At 71.5% G+C, this 19,399-nt stretch carries 16 protein-coding genes; 4 read left to right on the top strand and 12 right to left on the bottom strand.

From position 1 onward, the window contains the following. Positions 1-28: 28 nt before the first annotated feature. The 3 genes from AB0H64_RS17280 to AB0H64_RS17270 all read right to left on the bottom strand — a co-directional run bounded on the left by AB0H64_RS17280 (position 29) and on the right by AB0H64_RS17270 (position 2,722). Positions 29-379: a cupin gene (locus AB0H64_RS17280; RefSeq protein ID WP_357624986.1), complete on the bottom strand. Its 351-nt coding sequence runs from the start codon at positions 377-379 to the stop codon at positions 29-31. 4 nt (positions 380-383) lie between these two features. Then, entirely contained in the window at positions 384-1,166 is a 783-nt protein-coding gene (locus AB0H64_RS17275; protein WP_357624983.1) for a hypothetical protein, read from the bottom strand. Between the two features lie 146 nt (positions 1,167-1,312). Next, positions 1,313-2,722, bottom strand: a complete 1,410-nt coding sequence (locus tag AB0H64_RS17270) for an MFS transporter (RefSeq protein ID WP_357624980.1) — start codon at positions 2,720-2,722, stop codon at positions 1,313-1,315. Positions 2,723-2,809: 87 nt separating this feature from the next. On the opposite strand from AB0H64_RS17270, the gene AB0H64_RS17265 reads away from it, so the two are divergent. Next, a complete protein-coding gene (locus AB0H64_RS17265) occupies positions 2,810-3,193 on the top strand; it encodes a MarR family transcriptional regulator (RefSeq protein ID WP_357624977.1) in 384 nt (127 codons plus the stop codon). A 68-nt stretch (positions 3,194-3,261) separates the two neighbouring features. Here AB0H64_RS17265 and AB0H64_RS17260 read toward each other — a convergent pair whose 3' ends face one another. The 6 genes from AB0H64_RS17260 to AB0H64_RS17235 form a co-directional block, all read right to left on the bottom strand. Next, positions 3,262-4,536 (bottom strand): thymidine phosphorylase, encoded by a 1,275-nt coding sequence (locus AB0H64_RS17260; RefSeq protein ID WP_357624975.1) that lies wholly within the window; start codon positions 4,534-4,536, stop codon positions 3,262-3,264. Further along, on the bottom strand, positions 4,536-4,943 hold the full coding sequence (locus AB0H64_RS17255) for a cytidine deaminase (protein WP_357624972.1): 408 nt from the start codon (positions 4,941-4,943) through the stop codon (positions 4,536-4,538). The genes AB0H64_RS17260 and AB0H64_RS17255 overlap by 1 nt, the downstream gene beginning before the upstream one ends. After that, positions 4,943-6,241: an ABC transporter permease gene (locus tag AB0H64_RS17250; protein WP_357624969.1), complete on the bottom strand. Its 1,299-nt coding sequence runs from the start codon at positions 6,239-6,241 to the stop codon at positions 4,943-4,945. The genes AB0H64_RS17255 and AB0H64_RS17250 overlap by 1 nt, the downstream gene beginning before the upstream one ends. Continuing rightward, positions 6,238-7,377, bottom strand: coding sequence for an ABC transporter permease (locus tag AB0H64_RS17245; RefSeq protein ID WP_357624966.1), 1,140 nt, complete (start codon positions 7,375-7,377; stop codon positions 6,238-6,240). The genes AB0H64_RS17250 and AB0H64_RS17245 overlap by 4 nt, the downstream gene beginning before the upstream one ends. Beyond that, positions 7,377-9,062 carry an ABC transporter ATP-binding protein gene (locus AB0H64_RS17240; RefSeq protein WP_357624964.1) on the bottom strand — a complete coding sequence of 562 codons (1,686 nt, stop codon included), beginning with the start codon at positions 9,060-9,062 and terminating at the stop codon, positions 7,377-7,379. Before AB0H64_RS17240 ends, AB0H64_RS17245 begins: the two co-directional genes overlap by 1 nt. 139 nt (positions 9,063-9,201) lie before the next feature. After that, positions 9,202-10,275 (bottom strand): BMP family ABC transporter substrate-binding protein, encoded by a 1,074-nt coding sequence (locus tag AB0H64_RS17235; protein ID WP_357624962.1) that lies wholly within the window; start codon positions 10,273-10,275, stop codon positions 9,202-9,204. A gap of 288 nt (positions 10,276-10,563) precedes the next feature. Here AB0H64_RS17235 and AB0H64_RS17230 point away from each other — a divergent pair, with 288 nt between their 5' ends. Beyond that, positions 10,564-12,459: a Xaa-Pro dipeptidyl-peptidase gene (locus tag AB0H64_RS17230; RefSeq protein ID WP_357624959.1), complete on the top strand. Its 1,896-nt coding sequence runs from the start codon at positions 10,564-10,566 to the stop codon at positions 12,457-12,459. An 18-nt stretch (positions 12,460-12,477) separates the two neighbouring features. Here AB0H64_RS17230 and AB0H64_RS17225 read toward each other — a convergent pair whose 3' ends face one another. Continuing rightward, positions 12,478-13,707 (bottom strand): M20 family metallopeptidase, encoded by a 1,230-nt coding sequence (locus tag AB0H64_RS17225; protein ID WP_357624957.1) that lies wholly within the window; start codon positions 13,705-13,707, stop codon positions 12,478-12,480. A gap of 556 nt (positions 13,708-14,263) precedes the next feature. On the opposite strand from AB0H64_RS17225, the gene AB0H64_RS17220 reads away from it, so the two are divergent. After that, complete coding sequence (locus AB0H64_RS17220; RefSeq protein ID WP_357624954.1) at positions 14,264-15,646, top strand: peptide ligase PGM1-related protein; 1,383 nt, start codon at positions 14,264-14,266, stop codon at positions 15,644-15,646. A 247-nt stretch (positions 15,647-15,893) separates the two neighbouring features. Then, positions 15,894-17,012, top strand: a complete 1,119-nt coding sequence (locus AB0H64_RS17215) for a D-alanyl-D-alanine carboxypeptidase (protein WP_357624951.1) — start codon at positions 15,894-15,896, stop codon at positions 17,010-17,012. Here AB0H64_RS17215 and AB0H64_RS17210 read toward each other — a convergent pair. Together AB0H64_RS17210 and AB0H64_RS17205 are read right to left on the bottom strand one after the other, a co-directional pair. Further along, a complete protein-coding gene (locus tag AB0H64_RS17210; RefSeq protein WP_357624949.1) occupies positions 17,001-17,948 on the bottom strand; it encodes a YihY/virulence factor BrkB family protein in 948 nt (315 codons plus the stop codon). The genes AB0H64_RS17215 and AB0H64_RS17210 overlap by 12 nt on opposite strands. A gap of 138 nt (positions 17,949-18,086) precedes the next feature. After that, positions 18,087-19,367, bottom strand: coding sequence for an amidohydrolase family protein (locus tag AB0H64_RS17205; protein WP_357624947.1), 1,281 nt, complete (start codon positions 19,365-19,367; stop codon positions 18,087-18,089). Between the last annotated feature and the right edge of the window lie 32 nt (positions 19,368-19,399).

Raw genomic sequence — 19,399 nt, 5'->3', positions numbered from 1 at the left:
GCCCCGCCACGCGGGCGGGACACGGCCCTCAGTCGCGGCCGGCCGTCTCGGGGCTGAAGGCCGGCAGGCAGACCGCGATGTACTCCGCGCCGTCGGGTCCGGCGCTGTAGCGGATCTTCTCGCCCGGCTCCGACACCACGCTCTGCCCGGCCGCCACCTCGATGACACCCTCGGCGTGCTCGACGAGGACGGCGCCGCGCAGCACGACGGTGTACTCGGTGAACGACGGGGTCTGCGCGGGCTCCTCCCAGCCGGGCGGGGCGACCATGTGGGCGATGGAGACCGCCTCGTCGCCGCTGTTGACCCGGCCGACGTGCTCGTCGATGAGCTTGCCGCCGGGCACCGGGATCCGCGTGGGTCCTTCGATCCTTCTCACCACGATGTCAGTGTGCCACGTCGATGACCAGTCGGTCGGGACGGGTGTACTCGCGTACCCGGAAGGGGGTCTTCGACGCGGCGACGATCCCGATGCTCACCCGGCCCTCGAAGTCGCCCGCCTTGAGGATGCCGGTGACGTTGCCGAGCGGCTGGCCGATCGGGGTGCCGGTCCAGGTGGGGGCGCCGTCCTCGGTGTGCGCCTCGGCGGGGGTGAGCAGGACGTACAGGCAGGGGCGGCCGCGCAGGTCGAGCGGCTTGCCGGAGCCGTCCTGCTGCAGCTCGTCCACCCAGCGGACGGTGTAGCCGGGCAGGCCGCCCTTGACGTCCACCACGACGCGGTCGAACCCGTCGTGGCGCCCGGTGCGGACGCCGGTCACCAGCGTGGGCTCACCCCGGTCGCGCTCGACCTCCACGGGGGCGGTGCCGGTCGGGCGGGCCGTGGCGGCGAGCTCGTCGGGGCGCGCGGAGGCGGCGGACGCGCCGGGTGTGGCGGTGGCCGGACCGCCGGTGGTGGCCGGGCCCGGGGTGGTGGTGTCCTCGCCGGGCCGTACGGGGGCGCCGGGCTCGGGCGAGACGGTGGCGGTCGCGACACCGTCGGGACCGGCCCCACAGGCGGTCAGGGACGCCACGGCGGCCAGCACCGCGAGCCCGGCGAGGACCCGCAGGAGGGGCCGCGGGGAGGACCGCGGGAGGAACCGCAGGACGGGGTGCGGGAGGAGCCGCCCGGTGACACCCGGCAGGCGGCGGACTCCCACCAGGCGCGGCCGCGCCGGGGATGACGTGCTCATACCGTGGGGATGCCCGGCCCGCACCCCCGCGAAGCCCACCCGACCGCCCCAGCCGTCGCCCGGTTTTCCGCCACGAGGCCCGCGTACGTCGAAGGGCCCCGCCGTCCGCGGGACCCTTCGACGCCGGTGCGGGCCGTGAGCGGCCGTCAGACCGTCTCGTACGCCTTGACCTCGGGCTCCTCCACCAGGGCCGGCCTGGCGGGGCGCAGTCCGAAGGCGGAGATCCCGAGCCCGATCACCGCCAGGACCAGCGACACCACGATCGCGGACCGCAGCGCCCCGATCGACAGGCCGCCGGCCGGGCCGGAGGTGAGGACCGCGGTGACCACGGCCAGCACGATCGCGCCGCCGACCTGGCCGGAGGTGTTGAGCAGGCCGGAGGCCAGGCCCTGCTCGTCGTCGTCCACGCCGTTGGTGGCCTGGATGTTCAGCGACGGGAACGACAGCGCGAACGCCACGCCCAGCAGCACCATGCCCGGGATGACCAGGCCGCCCAGGCTGGGGCGCTCGTCGATGCCGAGGAACATCGCGTAGCCGCCGGCCAGCGCCGCGGCGCCGATGACGATGAGCTTGCCGGTGCCGAACCGGTCGGCGAAGTCGCCCATCTTGGTGGAGGTCACCGCGACGAGCAGCCCGGCGGGCAGGAAGGCGAGGGCCGTGCCGAGGGCGGACCAGCCGAGCAGGTTCTGGAAGTACTGCATGGCGACGAACTGGAAGGCCACGTACGAGCCCATGAGGATGAGCAGGCCGAGGTTGGCGCGGACGAGCGAGCCGGAGCGCAGGATGCCGAGACGCACCAGCGGGTGGCGCATCCGCAGCTCGGCGAGGACGAACAGGCCGAGCAGCGCGGCGCTGGCCACGAGCGAGCCGATGGTGCGGACGGAGGCCCAGCCGGCCTCGGGCGCCTGCACGACGGTGAAGACGAGCAGCAGCATCGAGGCGGTGATCAGCACGGCGCCGACCAGGTCGTGGCCGCCCTCGGCGCGGTCCTCGGCGACGCGGGGCAGCACCTTCAACGCCGCGACGAGCGCGATGATCGCGATCGGCACGGGCATCAGCAGGGTCCAGCGCCAGCCGATCTCGGTGAGCAGGCCGGAGATCACCAGTCCGAGGGAGTAGCCGCTGGCGCCGCAGGCGGTGAAGATGCTCAACGCCTTGTTGCGCTCCGGCCCTTCGGGGAACGTCGTCGTGATGATCGACAAAGCGGCCGGAGCGGTGAAGGCGGCGGCCACGCCCTTCACGAACCGGGCCGCGATCAGCAATGTCCCGTCGTCCACGAGTCCGCCGAGCAGCGAGGCGATGGCGAAGACGCCCAAGGCGACCAGGAACACCCTGCGCCGCCCGAGCAGGTCGGCGGTCCTGCCGCCGAGCAGCAGCAGACCGCCGTAGCCGAGCACGTAGCCGCTGACCACCCACTGCAGCGAGGAGGTGGACAGGTCCAGATCGTGCTGGATGGAGGGCAACGCCACGCCGACCATCGACACGTCAAGGGCGTCAAGGAAGATCACAGCACAGAGCACGGCGAGCGCGCCCCAACGAGATGAGGAAGACGACATGGGTCAGAACATTACATGCATCCGCATCTAATGCAAGGGAATTTAATTCCGTTGCATACGATTTAGCGAGGTGGTAACCTCCGCGTCATGGACGAGGCGTTCGTCGTGGTGTGGCACGACGTCCTGGCCAAGCACGCCAGGACCATGTGCATGCTGGAGCGCGAGCTGGGCGACAAGCACGGGCTCGGCGCCAGCGAGTTCGAGGTGCTCGACCGGCTCGCCGGCCACGAGCGCAAGCTGCGGCTCCAGGAGCTGTGCGACGAGGTCCACCTCAGCCAGAGCGCGCTGTCACGCGTGGTCGCCCGGCTGGAGAAGGCCGGGCTCGTCCTGCGCGGAGCGTGCGACGTCGACCGGCGCGGCGTGTTCGTGTGCCTGACCGACGAGGGGCGCGCCCGGCACGCGGCTGCGCTGCCGACCCACCGCGCGGTCCTCGCCGAGGTCTTCGCCGACGCGGCCGTCCCCGTCTCCTGACCCGCCGGGCCGCCTTCCCGGTGGGGCCCGCCGCGAGCCGACGGACCCGGCCGGGAGCCTGTCAGCCGCTAAGCCGTGATGCGGTCGATGACCAGCGGCAGGTGCTCCCTCGCCGCCGGGCCGACCTCGTAGCCGCCCTCCAGGGCCTCCAGGGCCCGCTCGAAACGGGCGCTCTCGTCCGCGTGCAGCGTCATGAGCGGCTGCCCCTCACGGACCACGTCGCCCGGCTTGGCGTGCAGGGTGACGCCGGCTCCGGCCGACACCGGGTCCTCCTTGCGGGCCCGGCCCGCCCCGAGCCGCCAGGCGGCCAGGCCGACCGCGTAGGCGTCGAGGCCGGCCAGCACGCCTGACGCGGGGGCCGCGACGGTCATGGTCTCGGCCGCCCGGGGCAGCGGCGCGTCGGGGTCGCCGCCCTGAGCGACGATCATGCGGCGCCAGTGGTCCATCGCCGAGCCGTCCTTGAGCGCCTGCTCGGGGTCCTTGCCGGCGATCCCGGCGGCCTCCAGCATCTCCCGCGCCAGCCGTACGGTGAGCTCCACCACGTCGGCCGGCCCGCCCCCGGCGAGCACCTCCACCGACTCCTCGACCTCCAGCGCGTTGCCCACGGCCAGGCCGAGCGGCCGGTCCATGGCGGTCAGCAGCGCCACCGTGCGCACGCCCGCGTCGGTGCCGAGCGCGACCATCGTCTCGGCCAGCTCACGGGCCCGCTCCGTGGTCTTCATGAACGCCCCGGAGCCGACCTTGACGTCGAGCACCAGCGAGCCCGTGCCCTCGGCGATCTTTTTCGACATGATGGACGAGGCGATGAGCGGGATCGACTCGACGGTGCCGGTGACGTCGCGCAGCGCGTACAGCTTCTTGTCGGCGGGCGCCAGGCCGGAGCCCGCCGCGCACACCACCGCGCCGGCGGAGCGCAGGACCGCCAGCATCTCGTCGTTGGACAGCGAGGCCCGCCAGCCGGGGATCGACTCCAGCTTGTCGAGCGTGCCGCCGGTGTGGCCCAGGCCGCGGCCCGAGAGCTGCGGCACGTACGCGCCGCACGCGGCCACGAGCGGCGCCAGCGGCAGCGTGATCTTGTCGCCGACGCCGCCGGTCGAGTGCTTGTCGGCCGTCGGCCGGTCGAGCCCCGACCAGTCCATGCGCTCGCCCGAGCGGATCATGGCCTGGGTCCAGGCCGCGATCTCCCCGCGGTTCATGCCGTTGAGCAGGATCGCCATGGCCAGCGCCGACATCTGCTCGTCGGCCACCTCGCCCCGGGTGTAGGCGTCGATCACCCAGTCGATCCGGTCGGTCGTCAGCTCGCGGCCGTCGCGCTTGGCGACGATGACCTCGATGGCGTCCATCAGGCGCTCCGCGACAGGTCGTCGGGGCCGAAGGCGTACGGCAGGATCTCGGCCATCGGCTTCGGCCCGTCCACGGTCTCCACCAGCAGGTCCTCGCCGCCGAACTCGAACAGCAGCTGCCGGCAGCGCCCGCACGGCATCAGCAGCTCGCCGTGGCCGTCCACGCAGGTGAAGGCCACCAGCCGGCCGCCGCCCGTGGCGTGCAGCGCCGACACCAGGCCGCACTCGGCGCACAGGCCGAGCCCGTAGGAGGCGTTCTCCACGTTGCAGCCGGTCACGACGCGGCCGTCGTCGACCAGCGCGGCGGCCCCGACCGGGAACTTCGAGTACGGCGCGTACGCCCGGTGCATGGCCTCCGTGGCGGCGGCCCGCAGCCCGTCCCAGTCGACGCTCGTGTCGGTGCCCATCAGTGTTGCTCCCCCCGGCGGTAGCGCACGCCGTCGGCCTTGGGCATCCGCAGCCGCTGCGAGGCGACCAGGAGCACGAGCAGCGTGAGCACGTGTGGCGTGATGAAGACGAACTCGTTCGGCAGCTTGTCGACCACGATCCAGAGCCACAGGAGCACGACCGCGCCGACTGCGGCGCCGGCCAGCACCGTGTAGTCCTTGGGGGTCCGGGTGACGGCCACCTCGGCCTGGACCGGCGCGAGCATGGCCCGGATCCGCATGCCGATGTAGATCAGCAGCAGGATGGCGCCGAACAGCAGGATCGACGTGACGGCATCCGAGCTGCGCAGCTTCAGGCCCTCGGCGTAGCCGAACAGCGCGGCGCCGGCCGCGAGCCCGCCGGGCCGCCAGTTGCCGAAGATCATGGCGGCCAGGCCGATGAAGCCGCGGCCCTGGGTCTGCCCTTCGACGTACTTGGTGCTGATGAAGACCAGGAACACGCCGCCGAGCCCGGCGAAGGCGCCAGAGATGACGACCGCGACGTACTTGATGCGGTAGACGTTGACGCCCAGCGACTCGGCGGCCCACGGGTTCTCGCCCGCCGAGCGCAGGCGCAGGCCGAACGCCGTGTGCCAGAGCACGAAGAACGTCAGCGGCAGCAGCAGCACGGCCAGGATGACCAGCATGTTCACATTGTGCGTCAGCCCGCGCAGGATCCCCGCCACGTCCGACACGAGGAACCAGTGGGTGCGCTCCAGACCGCCCAGCCAGTCGGGGCCGGAGGAGAACAGCGGCAGGCTGGGGGTGGGCGCCTGCGAACTCAGCGGCGGCGAGGTGGTGATGCCGGCGCCCGCCGCGGCGGCCGGGGTGCCCTCCTTGTAGAGGACCTCCGACAGGAAGCGGGTGATGCCGGGGCCGAGCAGGTTGATGGCGACGCCGCTGATGATGTGGTCGACGCCGAAAGTCACGGTCGCGACCGCGTGGATGAGCCCGCCGAGCGCGCCCGCGAGCAGGCCGGCGACCAGCGCGGCCCACGGTCCCCACTGGTAGCCGGCCCAGCCGGCGAACCAGGTGCCGAGCACCATCATGCCTTCGAGGCCGATGTTGACCACGCCGGCCCGCTCGGCCCACAGCCCGCCGAGACCGGCCAGCCCGATCGGCACCGACAGCATCAGCGCGGCGGCGAACGTGCCGGAGGAGGTGAGGTCGTCCTGCCCGGAGATCACCCGCACGAGCGACATGAGCAGGACGAGGACGGCGACGCCGATGAGCGCCAGGTGGTACTTGCGGATCCGGGTCGAGCCCGCGACGGTCGTCATGCTGCCACCTCAACCGGAGTGTCCCTGCCGAGCTGCCGCGCGGCCCGCCGTTCCTCGCGCCGCAGCGCCATCCTGCTGGTGATCTCGTTGGCCACGACCACCAGGAGCACGATCGCGCCCTGCATGATCGCGATGACCGAGGGTGGCACGTCGGCGAACTGCAGCGGACCCTGCGCCCGGTCGAGGAAGCCGAACAGCAGCGCGGCGACCGCGATGCCCGCGGGCCGGTTGCGGCCGAGCAGGGCGACGGCGATGCCGAGGAAGCCGAGGCCGGGGGTGAAGTTCGAGCCGAAGTTGTGCTTGTCGCCGAGGATCTCCGGCAGCCCGATCAGGCCCGCGATCGCGCCGGACAGCACCATCGCGGCGATGACCATCTTCTTCGGGTTGACGCCCGAGGCCAGCGCGGCCGACGGGTTGAGGCCACTCGCCTTGACGTCGAAGCCGAACCCGGTCCGCTCCAGCAGCACCCAGACGGCCACGCCGAGCAGGACCGCCACGATCAGGAAGCCCCACAGGCCGCCGCCGCGCGGCGCGGGCAGCCCGAACAGCTCGAAGATCCCGTTGAGGTTGGGGAACCAGGCCGACTCGGGCAGCGTGGGGGTGCTCGTCGTGAGCTGCCCCTTGGCGCGCTCGCCGGTGAACGGGCCACGGACGAGGAACGCCGCCAGATTGATGGCGATGTAGTTGAGCATGATGGTCGAGATGACCTCGTTCACGCCCCGGGTGACCTTCATCACGGCCGCGATCAGCGCGTACAGGCCGCCGACGGCCGCCGCGACCACGATGATCACGAGGATCTGGATCGGGGCTGGCAGCGCGAACTGGGCGCCGACGAACGCGGCGCAGATGGCCGCGATCCGGTACTGGCCCTCGACGCCGATGTTGAAGAGGTTCATCCGGAAGCCGACCGCAACGGCCAGGCCGGCGATGAACAGCGGCACCGAGCGGTTGATCATCGTGGTGATGCCGTTCACCACCGCGCGCTCGGTCTCGCCGAAGTTGAAGAACGCCGCGAACGCCGCCTCCGGGCTGGCGCCCGCCGCGATGATCGCGACGCTGGAGATGGCCACCGCCAGCACGATCGCGGCGGCGGCGCCTGCGACGGTGAGCAGCGCCCGGTAGAGCCCCGCGGGCATCACGCCTCCTCAGCGCCGGTGAGGGTGCCGGCGTCAGTACGCGCGTCGGTGCGCGTCTCGGTGTCGTTCACGGCCCCGGCGGTCCGTGCTCCGTCGCTGATCGCGCCGGTCATGTAGCCGCCCAGCCGCTCGGGGGTGACGTCGGACGGGTCGAGCCGGGCGACGAGCCGCCCGCGGTAGATCACGTGCAGCGTGTCGGACAGGCCGATCAGCTCGTCCAGGTCGGCCGAGATCAGCAGCACGGCCAGCCCGGCGGCGCGGGCGGCGCGCAGGTGGTCCCAGATGGCGGCCTGGGCGCCCACGTCCACGCCCCGCGTGGGGTGCGCGGCGATGAGGAACACCGGCTCGCCGCTCATCTCGCGGCCCACGATGAGCTTCTGCTGGTTGCCGCCCGACAGGGCCAGGGCGAGGGTGTCGACGCCGGGGGTGCGGACGTCGTAGTCGTCGATGATGCGCCGGGTGTCGGCCTTGGCGGCGCGCCGGTCGATCCAGACGCCGCTACGGGCGGGCTTGCGCGTCTGGTGGCCCAGCACCCGGTTCTCCCACAGCGACGCCTCCAGCAGCAGACCCTGCCGGTGGCGGTCCTCGGGGATGTAGCCGATGCCGGCCTCGCGCCGCTTCAGCGTGCTCCAGGAGCTGATGTCGCGGCCGGTCAGCTCCACCGTGCCGTGCACGGGCCGCATGCCCATGACGGCCTCGATCAGCTCCGTCTGGCCGTTGCCCTCCACGCCCGCGATGCCGAGGATCTCGCCCCGGTGGATGTCGAACGACACGTCGTCGAGGAGCAGCCGGCGGCCCTCGGCGCGCAGCAGCGCGGCGTAGTCGGCGACCGAGGCGCCCTTCGGCAGGGGCCGGAACCCGTCGGCCTCCATGGTCAGCTCCGACACGCTCAGGGCGACGGTGTCGGTCACCGTGGACTCGCGCGTCTCGGGCGTGGGCAGCTCGCTGCCGACCATCAGCTCGGCCAGTTGCCGGGCGGTGACCTCGCGCGGGTCGGCGCTGGCGACCGTGGTGCCGCGCCGGATCACGGTGATCGCGTCGGCGATGCTGAGCACCTCGTCGAGCTTGTGCGAGATGAACAGGACGGTCAGGCCGCCGGCCTTGAGCTCGCGCAGGTTCTCGAAGAGCTCGTCCACCTCCTGCGGCACGAGAACCGCGGTGGGCTCGTCGAGGATGAGGATGCGGGCGCCCCGGTAGAGCACCTTGAGGATCTCCACGCGCTGCCGGTCGCCGACGCCCAGGTCCTCGACCAGGCGGTCGGGGTCCACATGGAGGCCGTGCGTGGAGGACAGCTCCTCGATGCGGGCGCGCGCCCGTGCGGTGTCGAGGGCGCCGGCCCTCTTCGGCTCGGCGCCGAGGACGACGTTCTCCAGCACGGTGAAGTTGTCGGCCAGCATGAAGTGCTGGTGCACCATGCCGATGCCCGCGTCGATCGCGTCGCTGGGCGTGCGGAACGACACCTCCGTGCCGTTGATCTTGATCGTGCCCTCGTCCGGCTTCTGCATGCCGTAGAGGATCTTCATCAGGGTCGACTTGCCCGCGCCGTTCTCCCCGACGATCGCGTGCACCGTGCCGGGTTCGACGGTGATGCGGATGTCGTGGTTGGCGACGACGCCGGGAAAGCGCTTGGTGATGCCCTCCAGCTCGACGGCGGGTTGCGCCGTGTCGAGGGCGTCGGCGTTCATTGGTCGCTCACCGTTCCTCATTCGCTCCGCTCCGGGATGGCTGGTTCGCTCCCGCGCCTCCGGGCCGGGTGGAGCGGGCGGAATAGACCGAAGGCCCGGGTACGGGTTCCGGGCCTTCGGTCGTCGTCCCTGTCATGCGTTACGGCTTGGCCGAAACCGTGATCTTGCCGTCGACGATGTCCTTCTTGGCAGCGTCCAGCTTGTCCTTGATGTCGTCGATCTCGCCGCCGGTGGTGGCCAGGCCCACGCCGTCGACCTTGAGGTCGTACACGGTGTTGCTGCCGCCCTTGGCGCCGCCCTGGAACGCCTTGATGAACTCGAACACGCCGACGTCCACGCGCTTGAGCATCGAGGTCATGATGACCGACTGCAGGTCGGTCTCCTTGATGGTCTGGCGCTGGTCGGAGTCGACGCCGATGGCCTTCTTCTTGGCCGCGGCGGCCGCCTGGAACACGCCGAGGCCGGAGTCGCCGGCGGCGTGGTAGACGATGTCGGCGCCGTCCTGGTACATCTTCTCGGCCGCGACCTTGCCCTTGTCGGGGGCCTTGAAGCCGCTGAAGTCGCCGTCGGGCGTCAGGTACTTGATGTCGATCTTGGCGTCCTTCTTGACCGACTTCACGCCGGCCACGAAGCCCGCCTCGAACTTCTTGATCAGGTCGTTCTCGACGCCGCCGACGAAGCCGACGTGGCCGCTCTCGGCCTTCAGGGCCGCGGCGACGCCCGCCAGGTAGGAGCCCTGCTCCTCGGCGAACTGCAGGCCGGTCACGTTCGGGGCGTTGGAGGCCGAGTCGACGACCGCGAACTGGATGTCGGGGTACTCCTCGGCGGTCTTCTTGATGTCCTCGCCGTAGGCGAAGCCGACGCCGATGATCGGGTTGTAGCCGGCGTCCGCGAGCTGACGGAGCAGCTCACCGCGGTTGGAGCCGTCGGAGGCCGGGCTCAGGTCCTTGATCTCCGCGCCGAGCTCGGACTTGGCCTTCTCCAGGCCCGCGTAGGCGGCGTCGTTGAAGGACTTGTCACCGCGCCCGCCGACGTCGAAGGCGAGGCCCACCTTGAGCGCGCCCGCCTTGGGCGCGTCGCTGCTGGCGCCCGCGCTGGGCTGGGCGCTCGACGTGGCGTCCCCACCGGTGTTGCCGCCGCAGGCCGCGGCTGCCATGAGCATGGCGCCGGCCATCGTGCCGATCGCCATCCTGCCGAATCGCTTGCCGAGCAAGTCGACTCCCTTCCAATTCCCCGCCGTCAGACTTCATCGCAGGCGCGAAGAAAAGTACGGCAACCCTGCACGGAAGATAGTTGCTTGACCTGGGCGGTCCAAACCGGCACACAGGGTCGCAACCGCTCCGTTATCGACATCTCTCGCGTCCGTGACCTGATCTGGGCAGACAGGGGCGCGGAGGACGCTTGGCAAGCTTTGCCGGACCTTGACCGAGGAGGTGCCCTTGCCGCCGCTCCGATCATGGCAGAGATTCGATCAAAGGTGGAATGGTCCTCTGGAGATCTCATGCGCTTTCGCAAGGTCCTCGCCGCGTCCCTGACCACGCTGCTCACCCTGCCGCTGTGCGGACCCGCCCGGGGCTCCACGCCGGCCGTGGCCGACGGCCACTCGATCGTGGTCGAGGACGGCGCCACGCAGCCGGTCTTCTCCCGCGCCGACGCCATCGCGCAGACGGTGTACGTGGAGGTGGCGGGCACCGACAGCGACGGCGACGGGGCGTCCGACCGCGTCGCCGTGGACATCCTGCGCCCCAGGGAGACCGACCACGGGCTCAAGGTCCCCGTGATCATGGAAGCGAGCCCGTACTACGCGGGCGGCAACGACGTGGCCAACCACGTCGTGGACGTCGACGCGGACGGCAACCCCCTGCCCGCCCTCCGCGCCCGCGCGGACAAGCTGACCGCCGAGCCGTTCGACGGCTACTACGACAACTACTTCCTGCCGCGCGGCTACGCGGTCGCGCTGGTGGAGAACCTCGGCAGCGGGCGCGCCACCGGCTGCCCGACCACCGGCGACCGCAACGAGACCGCCGGGCCGAAGGCCGCGATCGACTGGCTGAACGGCCGCGCCAGGGGCTTCACCCCCGAGGGCGAGCCCGTCACCGCCTCCTGGGCCACCGGCAAGGTGGGCATGATCGGCATCTCCTACAACGGCACGCTGGCCAACGCGGTCGCCTCCACCGGCGTAGAGGGGCTGGAGACGATCGTGCCGATCGCCGCGATCTCCTCCTGGTACGACTACTACCGCTCGGGCGGCGGCGTGGTCGCGCCGGGCGGCTTCCAGGGCGAGGACGCGGACGTGCTCGCCAGGTACGTGCTCACCAGGGCCGACGGGCAGCGCGTCTGCGGCCCGGTCGTCGACCACCTGACGGCCGCGCAGGACCGGATCACCGGCGACTACAGCCGCTTCTGGGACGACCGGAACTACCTCGGCGACGTGGACAAGGTGCGGGCCGGCGTCTTCCTGGTCCACGGGCTCAACGACTGGAACGTCAAGACCGGGCAGTTCGCCCAGTGGTGGCGTGCCCTGGCCAGGCGGGACGTGCCGCGCAAGATCTGGCTGCACCAGGGCACGCACATGAACCCCTTCAGCCTGCGCACCGCGGAGTGGCTGCGGCAGCTGCACGGCTGGTTCGACCAGTGGCTGTACGGCATCGACAGCGGGATCATGCGGGAGCCCCAGGCCGACGTCGAGACCGCGCCGGGCACCTGGCAGCGGCACCGGGCCTGGCCCGTGCCCGGCGCCGTGCCGGTCCGGCTGCACCTCGGCGCGGGCGCCAGGCTCGGCGTGATCCCGAGCCCGAAGGCGCCCCGCGAGAGCTTCACGGACCAGAAGTCCCGCACCGCCGAGCAGCTCGCCGAGACGGCGCCCGCGCCCGACCCGAACCGGCTGGCCTACCTCACCGCGGCCCTGCCCGCGGACGTGCGGGTCTCGGGCACGCCGTCCGTGACGGTCACGGCCTCGCTGTCGGACGGCACGTCGCCGTACCTGACGGCGTTGCTCGTGGACCACGGCACGGACGTGCGGCCCACCGGCACGCTGGTGCCGACCGGCGAGACGCTCTGCTACGGGCAGGGGGTGCCCGGCGACACGGGCTGCACGGCCCTGCGCACGCTCGGCACCGCGACGACGCCGTACACGATCGTCACCCGCGGCTGGCTGGACACCCGCAACCGGCACCGTCCGGACGTGACGGAGCCGCTGCGGCCGGGGCGGGAGTACACCTTCCGGTGGGATCTCCAGGCCACCGACCACGTCTTCAGGAAGGGGCACCGGCTGGGGCTGGTGATCCTGTCGACGGACCGTGACTTCACGCTCCGCTACCCGGAGGGGACCCGGATCACGCTCGCCCCGTCGCGCTCGGTCCTCACCCTCCCGGCATCGGTCCGCCCCCTGCTGTGACGCGCGCCGGGAGGGAGGTCAGGCCAGGGAGGTGATGGGGTCGGTGACGGTGACCGGGCGGGACTCCCACAGGGCCGTCAGCGCCGTGGCGGCCATGAGCCGGACGCCCATGCCGATCGCCGACTCGTCCACGTCGAAGGTGCCCTGGTGGATGTCGTACGTCTCGCCGCCGACGGAGCGGGTGCCGAGGCGGGCGAACGCGCCGGGGACCGACTCCAGGTACCAGGCGAAGTCCTCGCCGCCGAGCGACTGCTGGGTGGGGGCGACGGAGTGCGGGCCGAGGGCCCGCTGGGCGGCCTCGGCGAGCATCTCGACGCTCATCTCGTCGTTGACCACCGGCGGGACCCCGCGCACGTACTCCATCTGCGCCTCGATCCCGTACGCGCCGGCGACCGAGTCGAGCAGGGACTTGATGAGGTCGGGGGCGGCGTGCCAGGCGTTCTCGTCGAGGCAGCGCACGGTGCCCTCGGCGACGCCGTCGTCGGGGATGGCGTTGGCGGCCGAGCCGGCCTCGACCCGGCCCCAGACGAGGCTGAGGGAGCTGCGCGGGTCGACGCGGCGCGACAGGGCGGCGGGCAACTCGGTGAGCACCTTGGCCAGTGCGAAGACGAGGTCGGCGGTCAGGTGGGGGCGGGCCGTGTGGCCGCCGGGCCCGGAGACGCGCACGACGAGCCTGTCGCAGGCGGAGGTGATGGGGCCGGGCTTGAGCCCGACGTGGCCGACGTCGAGGCGGGGGTCGCAGTGCAGGCCGAAGATCCGGTCGACACCGGTGATGCCGCCGTGAGCCATGACCTCCAGGGCGCCGCCGGGAAGCTCCTCGGCGGGCTGGAAGATGAGGCGCACGCGGCCGGGCAGCAGCCCCGCCGCGGCCTGCTGGGCGAGGAACAGGGAGGTGCCGAGCAGGATGGTGGTGTGCACGTCGTGGCCGCACGCGTGGCAGGCGCCCGGGACGGTCGAGCGGTAGGGCACGTCCTTCTCGTCCTGGAGGCCGAGCGCGTCGATGTCGGCGCGGAGCGCGACGGTGGGGCCGTCGCCGCTGCCGACGTCGCAGATCAGGCCGGTGCCGCGCGGGAGCACGGACGGGACGAGGCCCGCAGCGCTCAGCCGGTCGGCGATGCGCTGCGTCGTGCGGTACTCGGCGAAGGCCAGCTCGGGGTGCCGGTGGAGGTCACGACGGAAGCCCACCAGGTCCTGCTCGTGCTCGGCCAGGAACGCGTCGAGTTCTCCCCGAAGCTCACGTCCCCGCATCAGTCACCGTCCCGTCCATGCCGTGGGACGTCTTCTGCCCCATGCCCACGGCGCATATCGTCAAATATCGTTACTATCCCGTCTTGGTCTCACAAAGGCAGCTGTCCGGTCAGGGCAGCGACCCGGCGGATCGAAAGCCCGACCCACCAGGCTGGTGCCAGGGGTCGTCGGCAAACGGGCGCGGCCGGAGGACTCCATATGGAGGACAACCGCGGCAGCCCGGGGAGCACGGTGGGTGACCGTGAGCCCGAGGGCGATGCTTCGACTTTATCGCTCCCGCGTGCCTTCCCGCGGACAACTACCCCAAAAATTAGCCGACGGCCTGTCCGTAACCCGGTCCTGTCACGGGTCGTGAGGGGCAAGTGACCTTGAAATAGTCACAACGGATCATTAGATGGTGACCCGTGGGCACCCCGTCCAAACGTGCTGGGCGATTCCGAATCCTGTCACCTTCCGTCATGGTCATGACACTGCCACGACGGCTGCTTTCGCGAATAATGCGTGCTTCACTCGCATTATGATCACTAAAATCCCGTTCGGGGAGAAGTATGCACGGTTGAGCATCTTCGAGCCGAGCGAGGGGACCCTGGTGGTCGTGCCCTCGCTCTCCCTACCGCAGGACGAGCTGCGCCGCATCACGGCCGCGAGGTGCTACGAGGAGCGGCTGCTCTTCCTCCTCCTCAGCCTCCGCGAGCCCGGGGTCAAGGTGGTCTACCTCTCCTCCGTGCCCATCGACCAGGAGATCGTCGACTACTACTTCGGCTTCCTGCCGGACCCGGAGGACGCGGCCAAGCGGCTCACGCTCATCAGCCTCGACGACCCCCGCACCCAGCCGCTCACCCGGAGCCTGCTCGCCCGTCCCGAGATGGTCGAGCAGGTCCGCGCGGCCATCGACGGCGAGGACGCCTGGATGGTGCCGTTCGTGCTGAGCGAGCTGGAGGAGGAGCTCGCCTCGTCACTCGGCGTGCCCCTCTACGGACCGGCCACCGCGCTGGCCTACTACGGCTCCAAGAGCGGCTCGCGCGAGGTCGGCCAGGAGGCCGGCGTGCCGATGGCGCGCGGCTTCGGCGACCTGCGCACCCAGGCGGAGATCCAGGACGCCATCGACGCGCTGCCCGGCGAGCGCGTCATCGTCAAGCTCAACGACGGCTACTCCGGGCTCGGCAACGCCATCGTGCGCAAGCCCGGCGAGGACGTGCCCGACGCCTCCCGGTTCAGCTTCTCGGCGGACGGCGAGACCTGGGACACCTTCTCGGCGAAGATCTACGACCGCGGCGCGGTGGTCGAGGAGTTCATCGAGCACCGGCCGCTGTACTACCCGAGCGCGCTGGCCCGGATCACCCCGGGCGGCCACCACGACGTCGTCGCCACCCACGACCAGGTGCTCGGCGGCGCCAACAACGACGTCTACCAGGGCTGCACGTTCCCCGCCGCCCCGGAGTACCGGGCGGAGGTCGGGGCGTCGGCGGCGAAGATCGCCGCCATCCTGGCCGAACGGGGCGTGGTCGGGCTGTTCGGCATGGACTTCTTCGCGCTCAAGGCCGACGCGGGCTACGCCGCGCTGCTGTGCGAGATCAACCTGCGCATCGGCGGCACGACGCACCCGTTCGGCGCCGCGATCCTGACGACCGGGGCCACGTACGACCCGGCGACCGGACTGCTCATGGCCGACGGCCGGCCCAAGTACTACACCGCCACCGACAACTGCTCGTCGTCCTGCCTGCGGGGACGCTCCCCCGGCGAGGTGATGCGGATGGTGGACCGGCTCGGCCTCGGCTTCGACCACGCGGCCCGCAAGGGGAACGTCTTCCACCTGCTGGGCGCGATCCCCGAGCACGGGAAGCTGGGATTCACCTCGATCGGCGACTCGCGCGAGGAGGCTGACGAGTTGCATCGGCTGACCCGGCTCGCGCTCTGCGGAGCGACGTCCAGCCGATGACGCCGACGACGACCCCGAGCACGAGGTTGACGGCGATCAGAATGCCGTGCACCACGTAGAACGCGGTCGGATGGCCGTCGGCCAGGTTAAACCCAAGATTCACCCACTCGAAGATCATGAAAATCCCGAGAAGAATGAGGAATCCGGCGATCTTTCGCGACATACCCACCCCTCTAGTATCGAGGTAGGACCTTCGGGGGAATGTGTCGCCACATGCGCAAGAACTCGAAGCTACGCTGAGATCGCCATGTGGACGAAACTGGTGCCTGCCACGGCACTCCTCGCCGCGGTCACGCTCACCGGGACCGCCCACGCCACGCCGGCCGAACCGCCGACGAGCCCTGTCGGCGGTGACCGGCTGGGTCACCGCGGTCTGGTGGCCCCCGACGGCGTCAAGGAGCCGCCCAAGACCAAGGCCACCGCGTACGTCATCGCCGACGCCGACACCGGCGAGGTGCTCGCGGCGAAGAACCCGCATGTCCGCTACCTGCCGGCCAGCACGCTCAAGATCCTGACGGCCGTGACGCTGATCCCGCTGCTCGACAAGGACAAGACGGTCAAGCCCAGCGCCAACGCCGTCAACCAGGAGGGCAGCGCCGTCGGCCTGACCACCAAGCCGATCTACAAGGTCGACGACCTGTTCAAGGCGCTGCTGATGTCGTCCGGCAACGACGCCGCCATGGCGCTGGCCGAGGCCAACGGCGGCCTGGCCAAGACGCTGCGGGACATGAACGCCGAGGCGCACCAGCTCCAGGCCAACGACACCGTGGCCAAGACCCCGAGCGGACTCGACCAGCCGGGGCAGAGCAGCTCCGCCTACGACCTCACGCTGATCGCCCGCGCCGGCCTCGCCAACCCCGCGTTCAGGCGGTACGTGAGCACCAAGGTCGCCAAGTTCCCGGCGCCGAAGAACTACTACGAGATCAGCAACCACAACAAGCTGCTGTGGCGCTACCAGGGCATGATCGGCGTCAAGAACGGCTGGACGTCCAAGGCGCTCGGAAGCTTCGTCGGCGCCGCCACGCGGAACGGCCACACGATCATCGTCGCGATCATGCGCCACGACGGCTACTTCTGGGAAGAGGTGGCGGGGCTGCTCGACTGGGGCTTCGCCGAGCGGGGCAAGGTGACGCCGGTCGGGCGGCTGGTGGACCCGCTGCCGGCGGCGGTGCCGGTGCGCGAGCAGCAGGCCGCGCCCGCCCCGGCCGCCTCCGCGAGCGCCCGGCCGACCTCGGTGCTCGGCTCGGCCGCCGCCGCGCAGACCGACTCCAGCCGCCGCACCGGCCTGCTCGTGGTCGGCGGCGCGCTGCTGTTCGGGCTGGCCTGGCTCGGCTTCGGCCTGTACCGCCGGCGGTCACGCCTCTGAGGGCAGCCCCGCGGGTGAGCCGCTCGACGGCACCGGCGAAGGCGTGGGCGGCGGGCTGAGCCCGGCCGTGGCCGTCCACGCGGCGACGTACAGGACGAGCCGGGCCGAGAAGTTGATCCACAGCAGCAGTCCCACGATGACCGCGAACGCCCCGTACAGCGGGTTGTTGAGCGTGTGGCTCAGCAGCAGCCCGGCGAGCTGCTTGAGCAGCCCGAAGCCGATCGCCCCGAGCAACGCCCCCTTGGCGATCATCCGGAACGGCTGGGCGGGCGGGGACACCCAGCCGAGCACGACGACGAACAGCACCCAGTCGGCGACCAGCCCGGCGAACAGGCCCGCCACGAACAGCCCGGCCTTGTTCACCGGCGTGTCGTCCAGGCCGAACAGGTGCACCACCCAGGTCGTCGCCTGGGTGGCGAACCCGCTGCCGGCGACGGAGGCGAGCATCGTCACCCCCAGCAGGACGAGCGAGGCGAGGTCGCGCAGCTTGCCGCGGAAGTAGTCCAGCGGTGGAGCCGTGGTCATCGACATCTCCCGCAGCGCCCCGCGCAGCGCGTCCATCGCGCCGAGCCCCGCGTAGAGCAGGCCCAGCAGGCCGATGATCCCGGCGGTCCCCTTGGCCGCGGCGATGCTGGAGACGTCGAGCCGGTCGGAGATGCCCGGAAGCTGCTCCTCGGCGGCCTTGCGCATCGCCTCCATGGCGGCCTGGTCGTTGGCCAGGGCGTAGCCGAGCACGGCGAAGCCGAGCGCCAGCAGCGGGAAGAACGACAGGAACGCGAAGTAGGTGACCGCGCCGGCCAGCCGGTCGCCCGACTGGAGCTGGTAGCGCTGCACGGTCCGGATCAGGTGGTCGACGGACGGCCTGCGGACCCGCCAGTGCTCTCTCAGGCGGCGTCCGCGCGCCTTCACCGCCTCGATCCGCTCGGACAGGCCCATCGTCCTCGTGCCACCTTTCGCCCCGGCCAGTGGCTCCTGCCCGGCACCGGCCGGTCAAGTCTGCCATCGGGCGGCTGTTTTCGCCGTTCAAGGCGGTTCAAGGCGGTGTCGTGCGAGACGAGGGGCGCGGCGCGGGTCTCAGGCGAGCACGGCGGTGACGTGGCGCGCCGAGGCGGCCAGCGCGTCGAGCGCCGCGGGGACGTCGTGGCCCACGAGCCGCCCGTCGCGCTTGACCACGCGCCCGCCGACCATGACGGTGTCCACGGCGCTGGTGTCGGCGTTGAGGACGATCGCGCCGATCGGGTCGTACGAGGCGGCCATGCCGAGCGTGGCCGTGCTGAGCAGGACGAGGTCGGCCTGCTTGCCCGGCCGCAGCGACCCGGTCACGTCGCCGAGCCCGGCCACCCGGGCGCCGTCGATCGTGGCCATGCGCAGCACGTCCCTGGTGGTGAAGCCGAGCCCGGCGCCGCCCGGCCGGCCGCGCTCCAGCGTGTACGCGGTCCGCATGAGGCTGAACATGTCGCCCGGCGCGCACGTCACGGTGTCGGCGCTGAACGAGACGGGCGCGCCGGCGGCCTGTGCCCGCCCGGTCACCGGGTAGCCGATGCCGAGCGTCATCTCGTCGATCGGGGAGACCGACACGCCGCCCCCGGCGCCGGCGATGACCTTGAGCTGCTCGTCGTCGTAGTGGTTGGCGTGGACGAACGTCGTGCCGGGCGTGAGGAACCCGTGGGACTCCAGGAAGGCGAGCCCCTTGGCGGCGCTCTCCGGCCCGTTGCCGCCGAGGTGGGCGGTGACGGGCAGGCCCAGCTCGCGGGCCGTCTCCAGCTCCTCCAGCGCGTGGTCCTCGGGCAGGATCTCCGGCCCGAGCGCGGCCATGACCATGCTGACCAGGCCGGGGGCGGCGAAGTGGACGTCGCGCACGCGGCGGGTCTCCGCGGCCAGCTCGGAGCGCGGCCCGCCGTGGCAGTAGCCGAGGACGGCGCGGACGCCCGAGGCCCGCAGCGCCTCCACGGCGGCGTCGGTGTGCTCGGGCGTGAACTGGATGTGCGACCAGTCGAGCAGCGTGGTGACGCCCGCGTCGAGGCACTCCAGGGCGCCCGCGAGGTTGCCGGCGTGGACGTCCTCCGGCCGGAAGGCCGGGGACAGCTCGCCGAGGACACGCCCGAGGTAGTCGCCGAACGTGGCGTCGGGCATCGTCGCCCGGATGGCTGCCTGCCAGGTGTGCCGGTGGGTGTCGACGAAGCCGGGCAGCACGATCCGCCCCGTCGCGTCGATGATGTCGGCCCCGTCGGCGGCGGCGAGCCCGCGGCCGACCTCCGCGATCCTGCCGTCCCGGATGCGGACGTCGGCCGGCCCGATGACGACCGGCTCCGGCTCGGTGTCGACGACGATCCCGTTCCTGATCACTGTTTCCATGTTGAAAAGCTTAGTGAATAGCTTTTAGAAAA

This window comes from Nonomuraea sp. NPDC050733 (assembly GCF_040654215.1).
GTDB lineage: Bacteria > Actinomycetota > Actinomycetes > Streptosporangiales > Streptosporangiaceae > Nonomuraea.
The sequence above is the reverse complement of the archived record's forward strand: the minus strand, read 5'-3'. Positions and strand labels throughout refer to the sequence as shown.